The following is a 14,829-nucleotide window of genomic DNA, read 5'->3' on the forward strand; positions in this document are numbered from 1 at the left end:
TCCTCCAAACAGGCGGTCAGTCGATCCGCCGTGATCGACATCGGCTCCAACTCGGTCCGCATCGTCGTCTATGAAGGACCGGCGCGCGCACCCGCCGTGATCTTCAACGAAAAGGTCGCCGCGGGTCTTGGCCGCGGGCTCGCCATCGATGGCCGCATCGCGCCCGCGGACGCGACACGCGGCCTGGTCGCGCTGCGGCGCTACGCGCTGCTCGCCGAGCATATGGACGTCCAGGACGTGCAATGCGTCGCCACCGCCGCGGTGCGCGATGCGGTCAATGGTCCCGACTTCATCGCCGCCGCGGCCGAGGCGGGGCTGAATATCCGGCTGCTGTCGGGCGAGGAGGAGGCCGAGGCTGCGGGGCATGGCGTGCTGTCGGCGATCCCCGACGCGCACGGCGTCGCGGTCGATCTTGGCGGCGGCAGCCTCGAACTCGCCGAAGTGTCCCGCGGCAAGGTCGGCCGCCGCGCCTCTTTCCCGCTCGGCGTGCTCCGGCTCCCCGCGCTGCGCAAGGATGGCGAGCAGGCGTTTGAACGCGCGATCCGCAAGATGCTCCGCGCCGCGGGCTGGCCGGGAGAGGGGCTGACCGGCCTCCCGCTCTATCTGGTCGGCGGTTCGTGGCGCGCGCTCTCACGCCTCGATCTCGAACTCACCAAAGACCCGCTCGCGGTCCTCGATCAGCACACATTGCCGCGCAGCGCGCTGCGCCGCCTGCTCCGCGCGACCAAAAGGTTGAGCTTCGAAGAGCTCCGCGCCATCCCGGGCATGGCGTCGAACCGCGCCGCGGCCTTGCCCGATGCGGCGGCGCTGCTCGCGGCGCTCGTCAATATCCTCGACGTGCCGGAAATGACCGTGTCGTCGTCGGGGCTTCGCGAAGGCCTGCTCTATCAGGCGCTCGATGCCGAAACGCGCGCGCAGGACCCGCTGATCGTCGCCGCCGAATTCGAGGGCCGACGCCTCGCGCGGTTCGCGCCGCACGGCCGCGCGATCGCCGAATGGATCGCGCCGCTGTTTGTTGACGAGGTTCCCGCCGACAGCCGCGTTCGCCTGGCGGCCAGCCTGCTCAGCGATGTCGCCTGGTCGGCGAATCCCGATTTTCGCGCCGAGCGCGGCACCGAGATCGGCCTGCACGGCAACTGGCGCAGCATCGATATTCCGGGCCGCATCCTCCTTGCCCGCGCGCTGTACGCGGGCTTTGGCGGCACCGACGCCGAGTTTCCCGCGATGGGCAGTCTCGTGACGCCCGAGCGCCTGGCGCGGGCGCGCCAATGGGGGCTCGCGATCCGTTTGGCGCAGCGCCTGACCGGCGGTATTCAGGCGCCGCTGGGCGGCAGTTCGATCGCGATGCACGACGGCAAACTACGGCTCACGCTCACGCGCGAATGGCACCATCTGATGGGCGAGGCGGTCGAGCGGCGACTGCGCGCGCTCGCGAACGCGCTCGACACCGAACCCGTGGTGGATTTGCTCGAAGGCGGCTGAGCGACCTAGGCCGCGGGCGCGGTGCAGGTCGTCCCGGCCGCCGATGCGGTTTCTTCACCGGGCTTGATCGGCGCCAACATGCCGTCGGTCATACCCTTGGTCCACCATTGCCAGCCGCCACCGACATAGCGGGCACCGCTCGCCGACGTCGCGATTTTCAAGTCGACCGTCTTGCCCGCGACGACGATCTGCGCCGTGTCGGTGGTCGGATAGCGCGCTTCGACGGTCGTCCCATCGGCGCAGCTGTAGCGAACGGGCGCGGCAGCCGCTGCGGGTGCTTCGGCCTTGGGCGCGGTCGATTGCGCGGTGTCCGCGGCGGGGGTTTCGGTTTTTGTCGGCGCGGTGTTGCAGCCTGCAACACCGATTGCGAGGGCGATGGCGACGGGAATGCGCATGACCTGCTCCTTCATAACATCACTGCCGCCCGATTATGGGGCAACGGCCAATGCCGTGCAATAGCAAGGCTGTAGCTTCTCAGGCGGCGCCGTCGATCTCGCTCATCACAAGCTTGCCGTTCTTGACCGCAAAGCCCATCCGGCCTTCGACCAGATCGAGCGCCGCGTGGCCGAACACGTCGTAACGCCAACCGTCCATCATCTGGATTCCCTCGCGCGCGCCCGCCGCGAGCGCTTCCAAATCGTCGCTGCGCGCGATCAACCGCGCCGCGACGTTCAGTTCGCGCGCGCGAATTTTCAGCAGCAGCTTGAGCAGGTCGGCGACCAAAGTGCCTTCCTTGCCCAGCCCCGGGCCGCGCGGCGCGCGTTCGGGCATGTCGTCCTTCGACATCGGCTTGGCATTGGCGATCGCGTCCATCAGCCGGCCGCCGATATCATTCGTGCGCCACGTCGCCGACAGTCCGCGCACGCGGCCCAGCCCGTCCTGATCCTTCGGCGGATGCGCGGCGAGGTCGGCGAGCGTCTCGTCCTTGACGATCCGGCCGCGCGGCAGATTCTTTTGCCGCGCTTCGCGTTCGCGCCACGCCGCGAGCGACTGCAGCCGGCCGAGCACGTCGAGCTTGCGCGTCGGGACCTTGATTCGCTGCCACGCCTTGTCGGGATCGACGCTGTAGTTCGCGGGATCGGCGAGCTTTTCCATTTCCTCGTCGAGCCAATGGCCGCGCCCGGTCTTGATCAGCTTGTCGAGCATCATCGGGAAAATCTTGGCGAGGTGGGTGACGTCGCCGACGGCATAGTCGATCTGGCGCTTGTCGAGCGGGCGGCGGCTCCAGTCGGTAAAACGCGCGCCCTTGTCGAGCTGCAGCCCGATCCATGCTTCGACCAGGTTCGAATATCCGACCTGTTCGGCCTGACCGAGCGCCATCTGGCCGATCTGCGTGTCGAAGATCGGGTGCGGCGTCTTGCCGGTCAGGTTGAAGATGATTTCGACATCCTGCCCGCCCGCATGAAAGACTTTCAGCATATCCTCATTGTCGACGAGCAGGTCGAGCAGGGGCTTCAAATCGATCCCCGGCGCCATCGGATCGATCGCCGCGGCATGGTCGCGGTCGGCCACCTGGATCAGGCAAAGCTCTGGCCAGAAAGTGTTTTCGCGCATGAATTCGGTATCGACCGCGATGAAATCGCTGTTCCGAATGAGGTCGCAGAATTCGACGAGCGCGGCGTTGGTTTCGATCAACGGATGGACTTGCATAGCGCGCCTATACAGCTAGTTGATGGGAACGGGCAGGAAAAATTGCCCGTGCTCTTCGGGTCGCAAAGCCGGAACACCGGCTGGGGAAAAAGACGAAGGGATTTGGGGCATGATGTGGCTCGGTTGGGCGCTCGCCGCGCTCGGTTTTGCGTTGATTTTCGGGCAATATGCCGCGGGGCAGGCGGATATATTCGTATCGATCGCCAACCCGCGGCCGCTCGATGAGGAATCGATGGTGGTCACGCTGAAGGGCTGGGGCTTCGCCGCCCAGGCCGCGCAGCCGTTCGTTACGCCCGAATCCGATCACGGCCTGTGCGATGTGCGGCTGTTCGCGACGCGACGCCAGATGCTGGTGGCGATCGCGACCTTCGGCTTCCTCCGCCCGGTGACCGTCGCGTGGCGGGCGAATGCCGGCATCCTGCCGCTGGGGGACGCCTGATGCCGATCGTGAAGCTCGGCGAGGAAGGACGCTGGACCAATTATCACGGCACCGGCACGTGCGAGGCGGCGACCCGCTTTGCCTTGCGCAGCGGTGACGCGGAGCGCGGGCGCGACGAGATCGCGATCGCCGCGAAGTCGGTGCAGGACTGGCTGGCGCAAGCGGCGGCCGAGAAGCGCCGCGTCCGGCCGCTCGGCGCGGGCTGGTCGCCGTCGAACGTCAATATCAGCTCGCAAAGCTGGCTGCTCCACACGCGCCGCTTCAACCGCTGCTTTCGCATGGGCGCCGATGACGTCCGCCCCGGCATCGACGCGGGCGCCCTGATGCTCGTCGAAGCGGGCGCGCTCGTCGACGAGGTGTCGGACAAGTTCGAGGAGCAGGGCCGCTCGCTGTGGACCAGCGGCGCGGGCAATGGCCAGACCTTCGCAGGCGCCTCTGCCACGGGCACCCACGGATCGATGATCGCGCGCGGCGGCATCCAGGATCATATCCGCGCGCTGCAGATCGTCACGCCCGCCGGCATCCGCTGGATCGAGCCCGACGCGGGCGTGATGAGCGACGCTTTCATCGCCGCGACCGGATCGACGGCGCTGCGTGACGACAATATGTTCGCCGCGGCGCAGCTTCCCGTGGGCTCGCTTGGTATCGTGACGGCGCTCGTCGTCGACAGCGTGCCGAAATTCCTCGTCCGTCCGATCCAGAATCTGCGCAAGGTCGATCGGGCGGCGCTGGACTGGCTCGCCGCGGGTGATTTCCGCCGATTCTCGGCCGCCTATGCGCTCGATCAAGATCCCGATTTCGTCCAGATGATCGTCAATCCGTACAAGCCGTTCAAGCGGCCGGCGATGCTGCGCTTCCTCTATCGCGAACCGTGGCGCGACGATTATCCCCGCGCGACCCCCGGCCAGCTCGGCGCCGGTTATGACGCGCTCAGCCTGCTCGGCCGATTGCTCAACGATTATCCGTGGGCGCGCGGGCCGTTGCTCCAGTTCGCGATGAAGCAGGGTTATGCCAGCGGCCCCGATATCGACGCGCCGCCGGTCTATGGCAGCTGGGGGGAGGGGCTCGATACGCACCGACCGCTCGCCGACCTGTTCAACGCCTCGGTCACCATCGACCGCGCCGACCTTGCGCGCGCGTTCGAACGCATCTGCGCGGTCTATGCGCGCCACGGCGGCTCGACCGTCGTCACCATACGTTTCATGGAGCGCGCGCAGGGGCTGCTCGCCCCCGCGCGCTTTACGCACAATGCCGTGATCGATTTCGACGGCCCGCGCAGCCAGCGCACCGCCGACGCCTATGCCCGCGTCGTCGAATGTCTCGATGCAGAGGGCATCACCTTCACCCGCCACTGGGCCAAAAGCTGCCGCCTCGACGCCGCACGCGTTGCCGCCGATTATGGCGAGGATTTCCGCCGCTGGCGCGCGGCACGCGACCGGCTGCTCCCCGATCCGGCGCACCGCGCGCTGTTCGGCAGCGAGGTGCTCGATAACCTCGGCCTGACCTGTTGATTTGCGCCCTCTACCCTTGACAAATCGCTCGCCGACCTGCCTTAGGCGCGGCCATATCGGCGCGTTTTCCTGCGCGCCCCTCCGGACATTTGAAAGACGAACATAATGCACGCCTATCGCACCCACACATGCGCAGATCTTCGCGCCGCCAACGTCGGCGAGGAAGTCCGTCTTTCGGGCTGGGTGCATCGCACGCGCGAGCATGCGAATGTGCTCTTCGTCGATCTTCGCGACCATTACGGCATTACCCAGATCGTGGTGGAAACCGGTTCGGACCTCTATCCCACCGTCAACGCCCTCGGTCCCGAATCCGTTCTGACCTTCACGGGCAAGGTCGCCGCGCGGTCGCCCGAGACGCTCAACCCGAAGCTCGCGACCGGCGAGATCGAAATCTATCCGAGCGCGGTGACCGTCCAGTCAGCCGCCGATCGCCTGCCGCTGCCGGTGTTCGGCGAAACCGACTATCCGGAGGAAATCCGCCTCACGAACCGTTTCCTCGATCTCCGCCGCGAGCGCCTGCACAAGAATATCGTTCTGCGCTCGAACGTGATTTCGTCGCTGCGCCGCCGGATGATCGATCAGGGCTTCACCGAATTTCAGACGCCGATCCTGACCGCGAGCAGCCCCGAGGGCGCGCGCGACTATCTGGTTCCCAGCCGCGTCCACCCCGGCAAATTCTATGCGCTGCCGCAGGCGCCGCAGATGTTCAAGCAGCTGCTGATGGTCGCGGGCTTCGATCGCTATTTCCAGATTGCACCCTGCTTTCGTGACGAGGACGCACGCGCCGACCGTTCGCCCGGCGAATTCTACCAGCTCGATTTCGAGATGAGCTTCGTCACGCAGGACGACGTCTTCAACGCCATCGAGCCCGTCCTGCACGGCGTGTTCGAGGAGTTCGCCGATTTCGACGGCAAGGGCCGCACCGTGTCGCCGTTGCCGTTCAAGCGCATTCCGTACCGCGAATCGATGCTGAAATATGGCAGCGACAAGCCGGATCTGCGCAACCCGCTGCTCGTCCATGACGTGGGCGATTTCTTCAAGGGATCGGGCTTTGGCCGCTTTGCGTCGATGGTCGAGGAAGGCCAGGTGGTTCGCGCCGTCGCCGCGCCCGAAACGCACGAAAAGAGCCGCAAATTCTTCGACGAGATGAACAGCTGGGCGCAGTCGGAAGGTTTCCCGGGCCTCGGCTACGCAACCCAGAAGGACGGCGTGTTCGGCGGTCCGATCGCCAACAACCACGGTCAGGAAGGCATGAAGGCGATCGCCGATGCGATGGGGCTGGGGCCGAACGACGGCATCTTCTTCGCCGCGGGCGTCGAAGGCAAGGCCGCCAAGCTTGCCGGCCTCGCGCGCACGCGCGTTGCCGATCAGCTGGACCTGATTGACAAGAGCCGCTTCGAATTCTGCTGGATTGTCGACTTCCCGATGTTCGAGGCGGACGAGGACACCGGCAAGATCGATTTCAGCCACAATCCCTTCTCGATGCCGCAGGGCGAGATGGACGCGCTGACCGGCAAGGATCCGCTCGATATCCTCGCTTACCAGTATGACATCGTCTGCAACGGCGTCGAACTGTCGTCGGGCGCAATCCGGAACCATCGCCCTGACATCATGTACAAGGCGTTCGAGATCGCGGGCTATTCGCAGGCCGATGTCGATGCGAACTTCAGCGGCATGATCAACGCCTTCAAGTTCGGTGCGCCGCCGCACGGCGGATCGGCACCGGGCGTCGACCGCATCGTGATGCTGCTCGCCGACGAGCCCAACATCCGCGAAGTCATTGTTTTCCCGATGACCCAGAAGGCCGAAGACCTGATGATGGGCGCCCCGGCGCCGGTCAGCGAAAAGCAGCTGAAAGAACTGAGCATCCGGCTCGTCGACGGTCCGAAGAACTAAAGCGTGAGCGAATCCCGGGAGCACCGGCTGGAAACGCCGGAAGGCGATATCTGCTGGTTCGAATGGGGTGAGCGCGGTGAGGGCGCTTCGCTGTTCCTGCTCCATGCGACGGGCTTTCACGCGCGGCTTTGGGATCAGGTCGTTGCGGCGCTGCCGCCCGGCACGCACGTCATCGCGCCCGATCATCGCGGGCATGGGCGCAGTTACCGTCCCGCGACGCTCGCCAACTGGGCGGCGACATCCGACGCGCTGTTGCCGCTGCTCGACGGGCTCGGCGGGCATCCGCTCGTCGGCTGTGGGCATAGCATGGGCGGCTATGCGCTGACGCGGCTCGCGTCGCAGCGGCCGGCCGCCTTCCGCCATCTCGTGCTGATCGATCCGGTGATCATGGACCCGGCCTTTTATCCGGTCGAAGCGAGTCCGATCCCCGATCCCGCCGAGCATCCCGTCGCGCGCCGCCGCAACAGCTGGACGAGTGCCGAAGAGATGCGCGCGCGCTTCGCCGACCGGCCGCCCTATGCGAACTGGGACCCGCGCGTCCTTGCCGACTATTGCACCCATGGTCTGCTTCCGGCGACGGACGGCGAAGCGCTGGAGCTGGCCTGCCCCCCGGCGCTCGAAGCCTCGGTCTATCAGAATGCGCTGCGCACCAGCCCGCACGAGTGGCTCCACTATCTCGCGGTTCCCTCGACGGTGATCCGCGCCCCGACCGGCGAGCGCGGCGGCGAGCTCGACTTCTCGCTGAGCCCGACCTGGACGGGGCTTGGTGCGGCGATCGGTGCGACGCGCGATGAACTCTGGGCCGAGCACAGCCACTTCATCCCGATGGAAGACCCCGCGCGCGTCGCCGCGCTGCTCGCGGACCTCGCTACGTAACCAAACCCGCGCATCCTGTGCCAGAAAATGACACCGGCCATCGCCGGCTTGGTGGAAGGCGCCCGCTTGCGCTAGGGGAGGGGGCATGACGATCTCGCTCTCTGACTATGAAACCGGCGCCAAATATGAGGGCGACTATTCCGACGATCTCGCCGCGCTCGAGGATCGCCTCGAACGGCTCCAGGCCGCGCACATCATCCACGGCCAGCGCAGCATCATCATGTTCGAGGGCTGGGACGCGGCGGGGAAGGGCGGGATTATCCAGCGGCTGACCGCGTCGCTCGACCCGCGCTATTTCGAGGTATGGCCGATTGCCGCGCCGAATGAGGAGGAAAAGGCGCGCCATTTCCTGTGGCGTTTCTGGAAACGCCTGCCGGGCAATCGCGAGATATCGATCTTCGACCGCAGCTGGTACGGCCGCGTCCTCGTCGAGCGCGTCGAGGGGTATGCAAGCGAGGCCGAATGGCGCAAGGGCTATGACGAGATCAACGAGTTCGAGGCGCAGCTGACCGGCAGCCGCACGAATCTGGTGAAACTCTTCATCCACATCACGCAGGACGAGCAGGACAAGCGCTTCGCCGACCGCCTCGACGATCCGTGGAAGCGGTGGAAGACGGGGACGGAGGATTATCGCAACCGGTCGAAGCGCAAGGCCTATCTTGCCGCGATCGAGGATATGTTCGCGCAGACGAACACGCGCTGGGCGCCGTGGAAGGTGATCGACGGCAACAATAAAAAGGCCGCGCGCATCGCGGCGCTGACCCATATCGCCGAAGCGCTCGAGGCGATCGTGCCGATGACCCCGCCCGATCTCGACCCTGCGGTCGTCAAACTCGCGGGCAAGGCGTTCGGTTACAAGCCCAAAGACTAGGTTTTTCGGCCTCCTTGGCTAGCAATCGTGCGCCCCAGCCGCTACATGGGGGTGATGAGCCGCGCCAAGAGATCCGATGATTGGGGTTTTCCCCGCTGGCGCCCCTATGGCTCGTCGCGCGAGACGCAGAAGGTGCGCCTCTGCGATCGCCACGGCTGCACCAACCCCGGCAACTGCCCTGCGCCCAAATCGCCGAACAGCCCCGAACGCTGGTATTTCTGTGAGACGCACGCCGCCGAATATAACCGCGGCTGGGACTATTTCGAAGGATTGAGCGCCGAAGATGCCGCCGAGCGCGCGGCCAATGAGACGCGCGACGCCGGGGCCTATGCCAAGGCCCAACATTACGCCTGGGGCGGGTCGGGCGATGGCAGCCGCAGCGCCGACGAAATGCGCGCGCTCGAAATATTGGACCTCGAACCCGATGCCGATTTCGAAGCGACGAAAAAGGCGTGGCGCAATCTTGCCAAGGAAACACACCCCGATGTGAAACCCGGCGACGCCGAGGCCGCGAAGCGCTTTGCCGCAGGACAGGCGGCGTTCGAGGTGTTGAAGCAGGCCGAAGAACGTAAAAGCTGGAAGCCGGCGTAACGCGTCGCCTTTGCCTCCAAAGCAACCACACTCCCGACCGGGCGTTCCTTGTTCAAGCTTAACAAGGAGATGTCGCGTGACCACGATCAGAACCTTTACCGCACTCGCCGCCGGGGCTTTGGTCCTCGCTCCTGCCGCTGCGCTGGCGCAGACCGATTCCACCCAGCAGTCGACCACCCAGGAAGACCGTGTGGGCGCGATCCTTGGGACCTTGTTCGGCGATCGGCTTGGCGCGTCGACCTCGATCGAGCGGCAATGGGCGGCGGGTCGCAAGCCGCTGGCGACCCAGCGCACCCAATTCAACACCCGCATCGATACCGATGTCCGATCGGGCACCTTGACCGCGCGCAACGGAACGCGCGTCAAAGCCGAGTATGACGAGCTTGTCGCGCTTGAAGCCCGCTATGGAGCCGACGGCCGGTTTACGACGCAGGAACGTACCGACCTCGGCGACCGCTATGGCGCGCTGACGCAGGCGCTGACCGAGGGCGGCTATGCCGATGACGGCGGTTCGACGACATTGTCGGTTGCGGACGGCCGTGCCGAGTTCGACCGGCGCGTGGACGCAAGAGTCGCCGCCCGCGGTATGAGCCGTACGCAGGCGACAAGTCTTAAGCGCGATTATGCCGCGTTGATCCAGACCGAAGCCACCTACGCCCGCGACGGGATCAGCGACCGGGAACAGGAAGATCTCGATGCGCGCCTCGATGCGCTCGACGCCCGCGTCGGCGATACCGCCTATGGCGGCGGCCCCGCTGTGCTCGACAACCGCACTCGGCTGTCCAACATCGACGCTGCCTTGCGCGCCAGCGGCCTCACCGCCGCCGCGCAGGCACAGGTCCGCGTCGAAGCCGGCGACCTGATCCGTCTCGACGCCGCTTATGCCCGCACGACGCCGAGCAGCGATGACCGGAACTATCTTGAGCGCCGTATCGTGGACCTCGAAACGCGTGCGCGTGTCCGACGCTAGGGTCGAACGCGTCCGCGCTATTTATAGACGCAGCTGTCCAGCCCGTCGCGTTTCACCACACCGATGCGCGCGCGGATCGTGTTGCCGTAACGGCGCGTAAAGCCCGACGGGCTCACCGCCGCGCGCTTCTTGGGCAGCGGCAGGATCGCGGCGATGCGCCCCGCCTCGGCGGGGGTCAGCTTGCCCGCGCCATGGTTGAAATAGCGCTGCGCCCCCGCCTCGACGCCATAGGTGCCGATCCCCGTCTCGGCCACATTGAGGTAAACTTCCATGATCCGGCGCTTGCCCCAGATCTTCTCGATCAGGAAGGTGAACCACACTTCGGGCACCTTGCGGACATAGCGCGTCCAGCCGGTCCCCTGCCACAGGAAGACATTCTTCGCGGTCTGCTGGCTGACCGTCGATCCGCCGCGCATGCGCTTGCCCTTGGCGTTGCGCTCGATCGCCTGTTCGATCGCGTCGCGGTCGAACCCGTTATGGCTGCAGAATTTGCCGTCCTCCGCCGCGATCACCGCGCGCACCATGTTGCGGTCGATGTTCGAGAGGCTCTCCCAGTCCTTGGTGATCCCGTTGCTGTCGGCCAGCATCGTGAACGTCACGGGCGGCGGCACGACGGCATAGAGCAGCACCCACAAGACGGTGGCGGCAATGAACCAGAACAGCCATTTGAACGGCCGCAGATACCAGGGGAGCTTGCGCTTCTTCGCGCGGGAGGACGTTACCATGCGGGCAAATTAGCCGCTTGCGATTTCGAGGCAAGCGGGCTTGATCTTGTGGAGCAAAAAACCCTGCTGTCCGATGAAGGAAAGACCCCGCATGCCGCTTCGATCCCTCTTGCTGCTAGCCGCCGCGACGGCCGCTGCGCCCGCCTTCGCGAACGAGGATCGCCGCGAGCTTTGCCCCGATCGGCCGGGGCTGGGTACACCCGCCTGCACGGTCGAGCCGGGGTCGATGCTGTTCGAGATCGGCCTGGCCGACTGGACGCTCGATCGCACCGCCGACAGCCGGAGCGATAGCTGGGCCTTTGGCGACGCCTTGCTGCGCGCCGGGCTGACCTCGTCGCTGGAGGTGCAGCTTGGCTGGACGATGCTCGGCCATGCGCGCGAACGCGACCGGGCGACGGGCGACGTGACCCGCCGGACGCGAACGGGCGACGTGACGCTCGCGTTGCGGCAGAACCTGAGCAATCCCGACGGGGCGGGCTTTTCGGTCGCGCTGATGCCCTATGCCACGCTGCCGCTGGGCGGTGAGGGCGTCGGTGCGGGCGATTGGGGGGCGGGGATGATCGTACCGGTCAGCTTCGAACTCGGCGCCGTGTCGCTGGGCTTCACGCCGCATGTCGACGCCGCCGTCGATAGCGACGGCGACGGGCGGCATACGGCCTATGGCTCGGTGGTCGGCCTTGGGTTCGGCTTGTCCGACGATGTCTCGATGGCGGCCGAAGTGTCGCTGACCCGCGACCGCGACCCCGGCGGGCACACAACCGAGGCGCTCGCCGGCCTCTCGGCCGGCTGGCAGCCTGATGCCGACAGCCAGTGGGATTTGGGCGCCAACGTCGGCCTCAATCGCGACAGCCCCGACGTCGAACTCTATTTCGGCTTCGTGCGCCGCTTCTGACGTTTGCGCGCCGCTGCCGCATTCCCATGTCGGCTTGGGCGCAAAGGATGGGCGCCGATCAGGCGCCCACCAGCCGCCGGTCGCCGGCGAGCTTCAGCATCGCTTTCTGCAGCTTTTCGAACGCACGCACTTCGATCTGGCGCACGCGTTCGCGGCTGACGTCGTAAACTTGGCTCAGGTCTTCGAGCGTCTTGGGGTCGTCGGTCAGGCGGCGTTCGGTCAGGATGTGGCGCTCGCGCTCGTTGAGCGATTCCAGCGCCTCATTCAGCAGCGAATGGCGCACGTCACGTTCCTGCGCCTCGGCGACGCGCTCGTCCTGAAGCGGTCCCTCGTCGCCCAGCAGATCCTGCCACTGGCTGTCGCCATCCTCGCCCATCGGCACGTTCAGCGAGGTGTCGCCGCCCATCGACATGCGGCGGTTCATGCTGGTGACCTCTTCCTCGGTGACGCCGAGGTCGGTCGCGATCTTGGTCAGATGTTCGGGCGACAGGTCACCGTCCTCGAACGCCGCGAGGTTGTTCTTCATCCGGCGAAGGTTGAAGAACAGCTTCTTCTGCGCCGCGGTGGTGCCCATCTTCACGAGGCTCCACGAGCGCAGGATGAATTCCTGGATCGAGGCGCGAATCCACCACATCGCATAGGTCGCGAGGCGGAATCCGCGTTCGGGATCGAACTTCTTCACGCCCTGCATCAGGCCGATATTGCCTTCGCTGATCAGCTCGCTGACCGGCAGGCCATAGCCGCGGTAACCCATCGCGATTTTTGCGACGAGGCGGAGGTGCGAGGTGACGAGCTGCGCCGCAGCTTCATTGTCGCCATGCTCCTGAAAGCGGCGCGCGAGCATATATTCCTGCTCGGGGGTCAGCAGGGGGAATTTGCGGATTTCCGCCAGATAGCGATTCAGGCTGGCTTCGCCGCCAAGCGCTGGAACCGTGGCCGGAACATTGCTTTTAGCCATTGGAGAGCGTCTTCCCTTTAGAATCTTGAGTCAGAATATGCCGCGGTTGCTTCCAGCGGTCGAGATAGATTTTCATTCGAAACCTAAACGCGCAATTCATCGATCAGTTCCCGCATGTCGCTTGGGAGTTCGCTGTCGAGCGCGATGGTGTTACCGGTCACCGGATGAATAAAGCCCAAATGGGCCGCGTGCAATGCCTGCCGCACGAAATTCCGCGCTTTCAGCACCTCCGACAAAGGCTTTCTGACGCGTCCATAGACCGGGTCGCCGACCAGCGGATGGCCGATATGCGCCATGTGGACGCGCACCTGGTGGGTGCGTCCGGTTTCCAGCCGGCACTCGACCAGAGTCGCATTCTTCAGCGGCTCGATCGTCCGGTAATGGGTGATCGCATGCTTGCCGCGCCCTTCGGCGACGACCGCCATCTTCTTGCGGTTCGTCGTCGAGCGCCCGAGCGCTGCGTCGATCGTGCCGTTCGCCGGCATCGGCCGGCCGGTAGCGATCGCGAGGTAGCGGCGGTCGATGCTGTGCGCTGCAAATTGTTTCGCGAGGCCTTCGTGCGCCTTGTCGTGCTTCGCCGCGACGATCAGTCCGCTCGTATCCTTGTCGATGCGGTGGACGATCCCTGGCCGCGCGACGCCGCCAATCCCCGACAATTGCCCCGCACAATGGTGGAGCAAGGCGTTGACCATCGTCCCATCGAGATTGCCCGCGGCGGGATGGACGACCATGCCCGCGGGCTTGTCGATGACGATCAGATGCTCGTCTTCGTAGGCGATGACCAGCCCCATATCCTGTGCGACATTATGCGCGGGCGTGGCGGCGGGCAGGCGGACCTCGATCGTCGCCGGCGCGGCAGCTTTTGCCGAGGGATCCCAAAGAATTTTGCCGTCGGCGCCAACGACGCGGCCGCCCTTGATCAGGCTCTTCAATCTCTCGCGCGACAGGCTGGGCAGCGCTTCGGCGAGCGCCCGGTCGAGCCGCAGCCCGGCCGCGCTATCGTCCAGCGCCACGGTCAAAATGTCGTCATCCCCCTGCATTGATGGGAATGTGGTTTTCGGGCGCCGAAATTCAAGGGTACGGGATCGTCCATATCCCCTTCGTCATGCCGGACTTGATCCGGCATCCATTCGGCGGCGGCGGCATGGACCCCGGATGAAGTCCGGGGTGACGACGGAAAAGGATGGGGCGCTTCGGCGCATCGCGCTTGCCCTTAACGCCATGCCTGTCCTAGGAGCAGCCCATGCCGGAAATGTCCGGACACTGCGCTGGGGAGCCATTTCATCCATGTCCGACGATCGCGTCGATTTCGCCTCGATGCTGGCCTCGCGCCTGTGTCACGACCTGCTGAGCCCCGTCGGCGCCTTCGCCAACGGCCTCGAACTGCTCGCCGACGAGAAAGACCCGGCGATGCGCGAGCGTTGCTTTGAGCTGCTCGAACAAAGCGCGCGGACCTCGGCGAACAAGCTCAAATTCTTCCGCCTCGCGTTCGGCTCGGCGGGCGGGTTCGGCGAGCTTGTCCCGGCGGACGAGGCGAAGTCGGCGATCCAGGGCATCATCGGCGACCGCGCGATCGACCTCAACTGGATGATCGGGACCGATCCGCTGCCCAAGCCCGCGGTAAAAATCATCCTCAACCTGTCGCTTCTCCTCGTCGATGCACTGGTGCGCGGCGGACGGCTCGATGTCGGCTGCGAAAAGCAGGGAGAGGGCATCGAGATCGCGCTGCATGTCGAGGCCGAGCGCATTTTCCTCGATGCCGATGTCGAACGCATCCTTGCCGAAGGCGAGGGCGCCAGCCCGATGACCTCGCGCACCGCGCCCGCGGTGCTGGTGCAGGCGGTGGCGCGGCAGAATGACGGCACGGTGATGCTGGCGCGCGAAACGCCGACGTCGCTGCTGGTCGGCGCCGTTCTCCGCGGCCGCTAATCCCCAACATTGTGTTGCGGCGCTGATTTTTCCCTTCGC

Annotated in this window: 15 protein-coding genes; 10 read left to right on the forward strand and 5 right to left on the reverse strand. The window is 65.7% G+C overall.

Translation table 11 applies throughout. The annotated features are described in order from the left end of the window. Positions 1-30 precede the first annotated feature (30 nt). Positions 31-1,482, forward strand: a complete 1,452-nt coding sequence (locus FG91_RS20035; RefSeq protein ID WP_235212117.1) for a Ppx/GppA family phosphatase — start codon at positions 31-33, stop codon at positions 1,480-1,482. Between the two features lie 5 nt (positions 1,483-1,487). On the opposite strand, the gene FG91_RS21175 is transcribed toward FG91_RS20035, so the two are convergent. Beyond that, positions 1,488-1,877, reverse strand: a complete 390-nt coding sequence (locus FG91_RS21175) for an MliC family protein (RefSeq protein WP_161785682.1) — start codon at positions 1,875-1,877, stop codon at positions 1,488-1,490. Between the two features lie 79 nt (positions 1,878-1,956). After that, entirely contained in the window at positions 1,957-3,132 is a 1,176-nt protein-coding gene (rnd, locus tag FG91_RS20045; RefSeq protein ID WP_037518714.1) for a ribonuclease D, read from the reverse strand. Between the two features lie 109 nt (positions 3,133-3,241). Between rnd and FG91_RS20050 the strand changes: the two genes are divergently transcribed. The 7 genes from FG91_RS20050 (at position 3,242) to FG91_RS20080 (ending at position 10,286) form a co-directional block, all read left to right on the forward strand. Next, complete coding sequence (locus tag FG91_RS20050) at positions 3,242-3,571, forward strand: hypothetical protein (RefSeq protein WP_037518717.1); 330 nt, start codon at positions 3,242-3,244, stop codon at positions 3,569-3,571. Then, the gene (locus tag FG91_RS20055) at positions 3,571-5,082 is read left to right on the forward strand and encodes an FAD-binding protein (RefSeq protein WP_037518719.1); all 1,512 of its coding nucleotides are present in this window, start codon (positions 3,571-3,573) and stop codon (positions 5,080-5,082) included. The genes FG91_RS20050 and FG91_RS20055 overlap by 1 nt, the downstream gene beginning before the upstream one ends. A 105-nt stretch (positions 5,083-5,187) precedes the next feature. Next, on the forward strand, positions 5,188-6,978 hold the full coding sequence (gene aspS, locus FG91_RS20060; protein WP_037518721.1) for an aspartate--tRNA ligase: 1,791 nt from the start codon (positions 5,188-5,190) through the stop codon (positions 6,976-6,978). Positions 6,979-6,981: 3 nt separating this feature from the next. Continuing rightward, positions 6,982-7,854 carry an alpha/beta fold hydrolase gene (locus FG91_RS20065; RefSeq protein ID WP_037518723.1) on the forward strand — a complete coding sequence of 291 codons (873 nt, stop codon included), beginning with the start codon at positions 6,982-6,984 and terminating at the stop codon, positions 7,852-7,854. Positions 7,855-7,939: 85 nt separating this feature from the next. Continuing rightward, positions 7,940-8,725: a polyphosphate kinase 2 family protein gene (locus tag FG91_RS20070; RefSeq protein ID WP_037518725.1), complete on the forward strand. Its 786-nt coding sequence runs from the start codon at positions 7,940-7,942 to the stop codon at positions 8,723-8,725. A gap of 54 nt (positions 8,726-8,779) precedes the next feature. Then, the gene (locus FG91_RS20075; protein WP_037518727.1) at positions 8,780-9,316 is read left to right on the forward strand and encodes a J domain-containing protein; all 537 of its coding nucleotides are present in this window, start codon (positions 8,780-8,782) and stop codon (positions 9,314-9,316) included. A gap of 76 nt (positions 9,317-9,392) precedes the next feature. After that, complete coding sequence (locus FG91_RS20080; protein WP_152568195.1) at positions 9,393-10,286, forward strand: hypothetical protein; 894 nt, start codon at positions 9,393-9,395, stop codon at positions 10,284-10,286. Between the two features lie 17 nt (positions 10,287-10,303). Here FG91_RS20080 and mtgA read toward each other — a convergent pair whose 3' ends face one another. After that, a complete protein-coding gene (gene mtgA, locus FG91_RS20085) occupies positions 10,304-11,011 on the reverse strand; it encodes a monofunctional biosynthetic peptidoglycan transglycosylase (RefSeq protein ID WP_037518732.1) in 708 nt (235 codons plus the stop codon). Between the two features lie 91 nt (positions 11,012-11,102). Between mtgA and FG91_RS20090 the strand changes: the two genes are divergently transcribed. Then, positions 11,103-11,903, forward strand: coding sequence for a transporter (locus FG91_RS20090; RefSeq protein WP_037518735.1), 801 nt, complete (start codon positions 11,103-11,105; stop codon positions 11,901-11,903). Between the two features lie 58 nt (positions 11,904-11,961). Here FG91_RS20090 and rpoH read toward each other — a convergent pair whose 3' ends face one another. Both rpoH and FG91_RS20100 read right to left on the reverse strand, forming a co-directional pair. Further along, positions 11,962-12,861, reverse strand: coding sequence for an RNA polymerase sigma factor RpoH (gene rpoH / locus FG91_RS20095; protein WP_037518737.1), 900 nt, complete (start codon positions 12,859-12,861; stop codon positions 11,962-11,964). 83 nt (positions 12,862-12,944) lie between these two features. Next, positions 12,945-13,901: an RluA family pseudouridine synthase gene (locus FG91_RS20100; RefSeq protein WP_037518739.1), complete on the reverse strand. Its 957-nt coding sequence runs from the start codon at positions 13,899-13,901 to the stop codon at positions 12,945-12,947. A gap of 247 nt (positions 13,902-14,148) precedes the next feature. Between FG91_RS20100 and FG91_RS20105 the strand changes: the two genes are divergently transcribed. After that, positions 14,149-14,790 carry a histidine phosphotransferase family protein gene (locus FG91_RS20105; protein ID WP_037518742.1) on the forward strand — a complete coding sequence of 214 codons (642 nt, stop codon included), beginning with the start codon at positions 14,149-14,151 and terminating at the stop codon, positions 14,788-14,790. Positions 14,791-14,829 lie beyond the last annotated feature (39 nt).

Origin of the sequence: Sphingopyxis sp. LC81 (assembly GCF_000756375.1) — a bacterium.
Classification (GTDB): domain Bacteria; phylum Pseudomonadota; class Alphaproteobacteria; order Sphingomonadales; family Sphingomonadaceae; genus Sphingopyxis.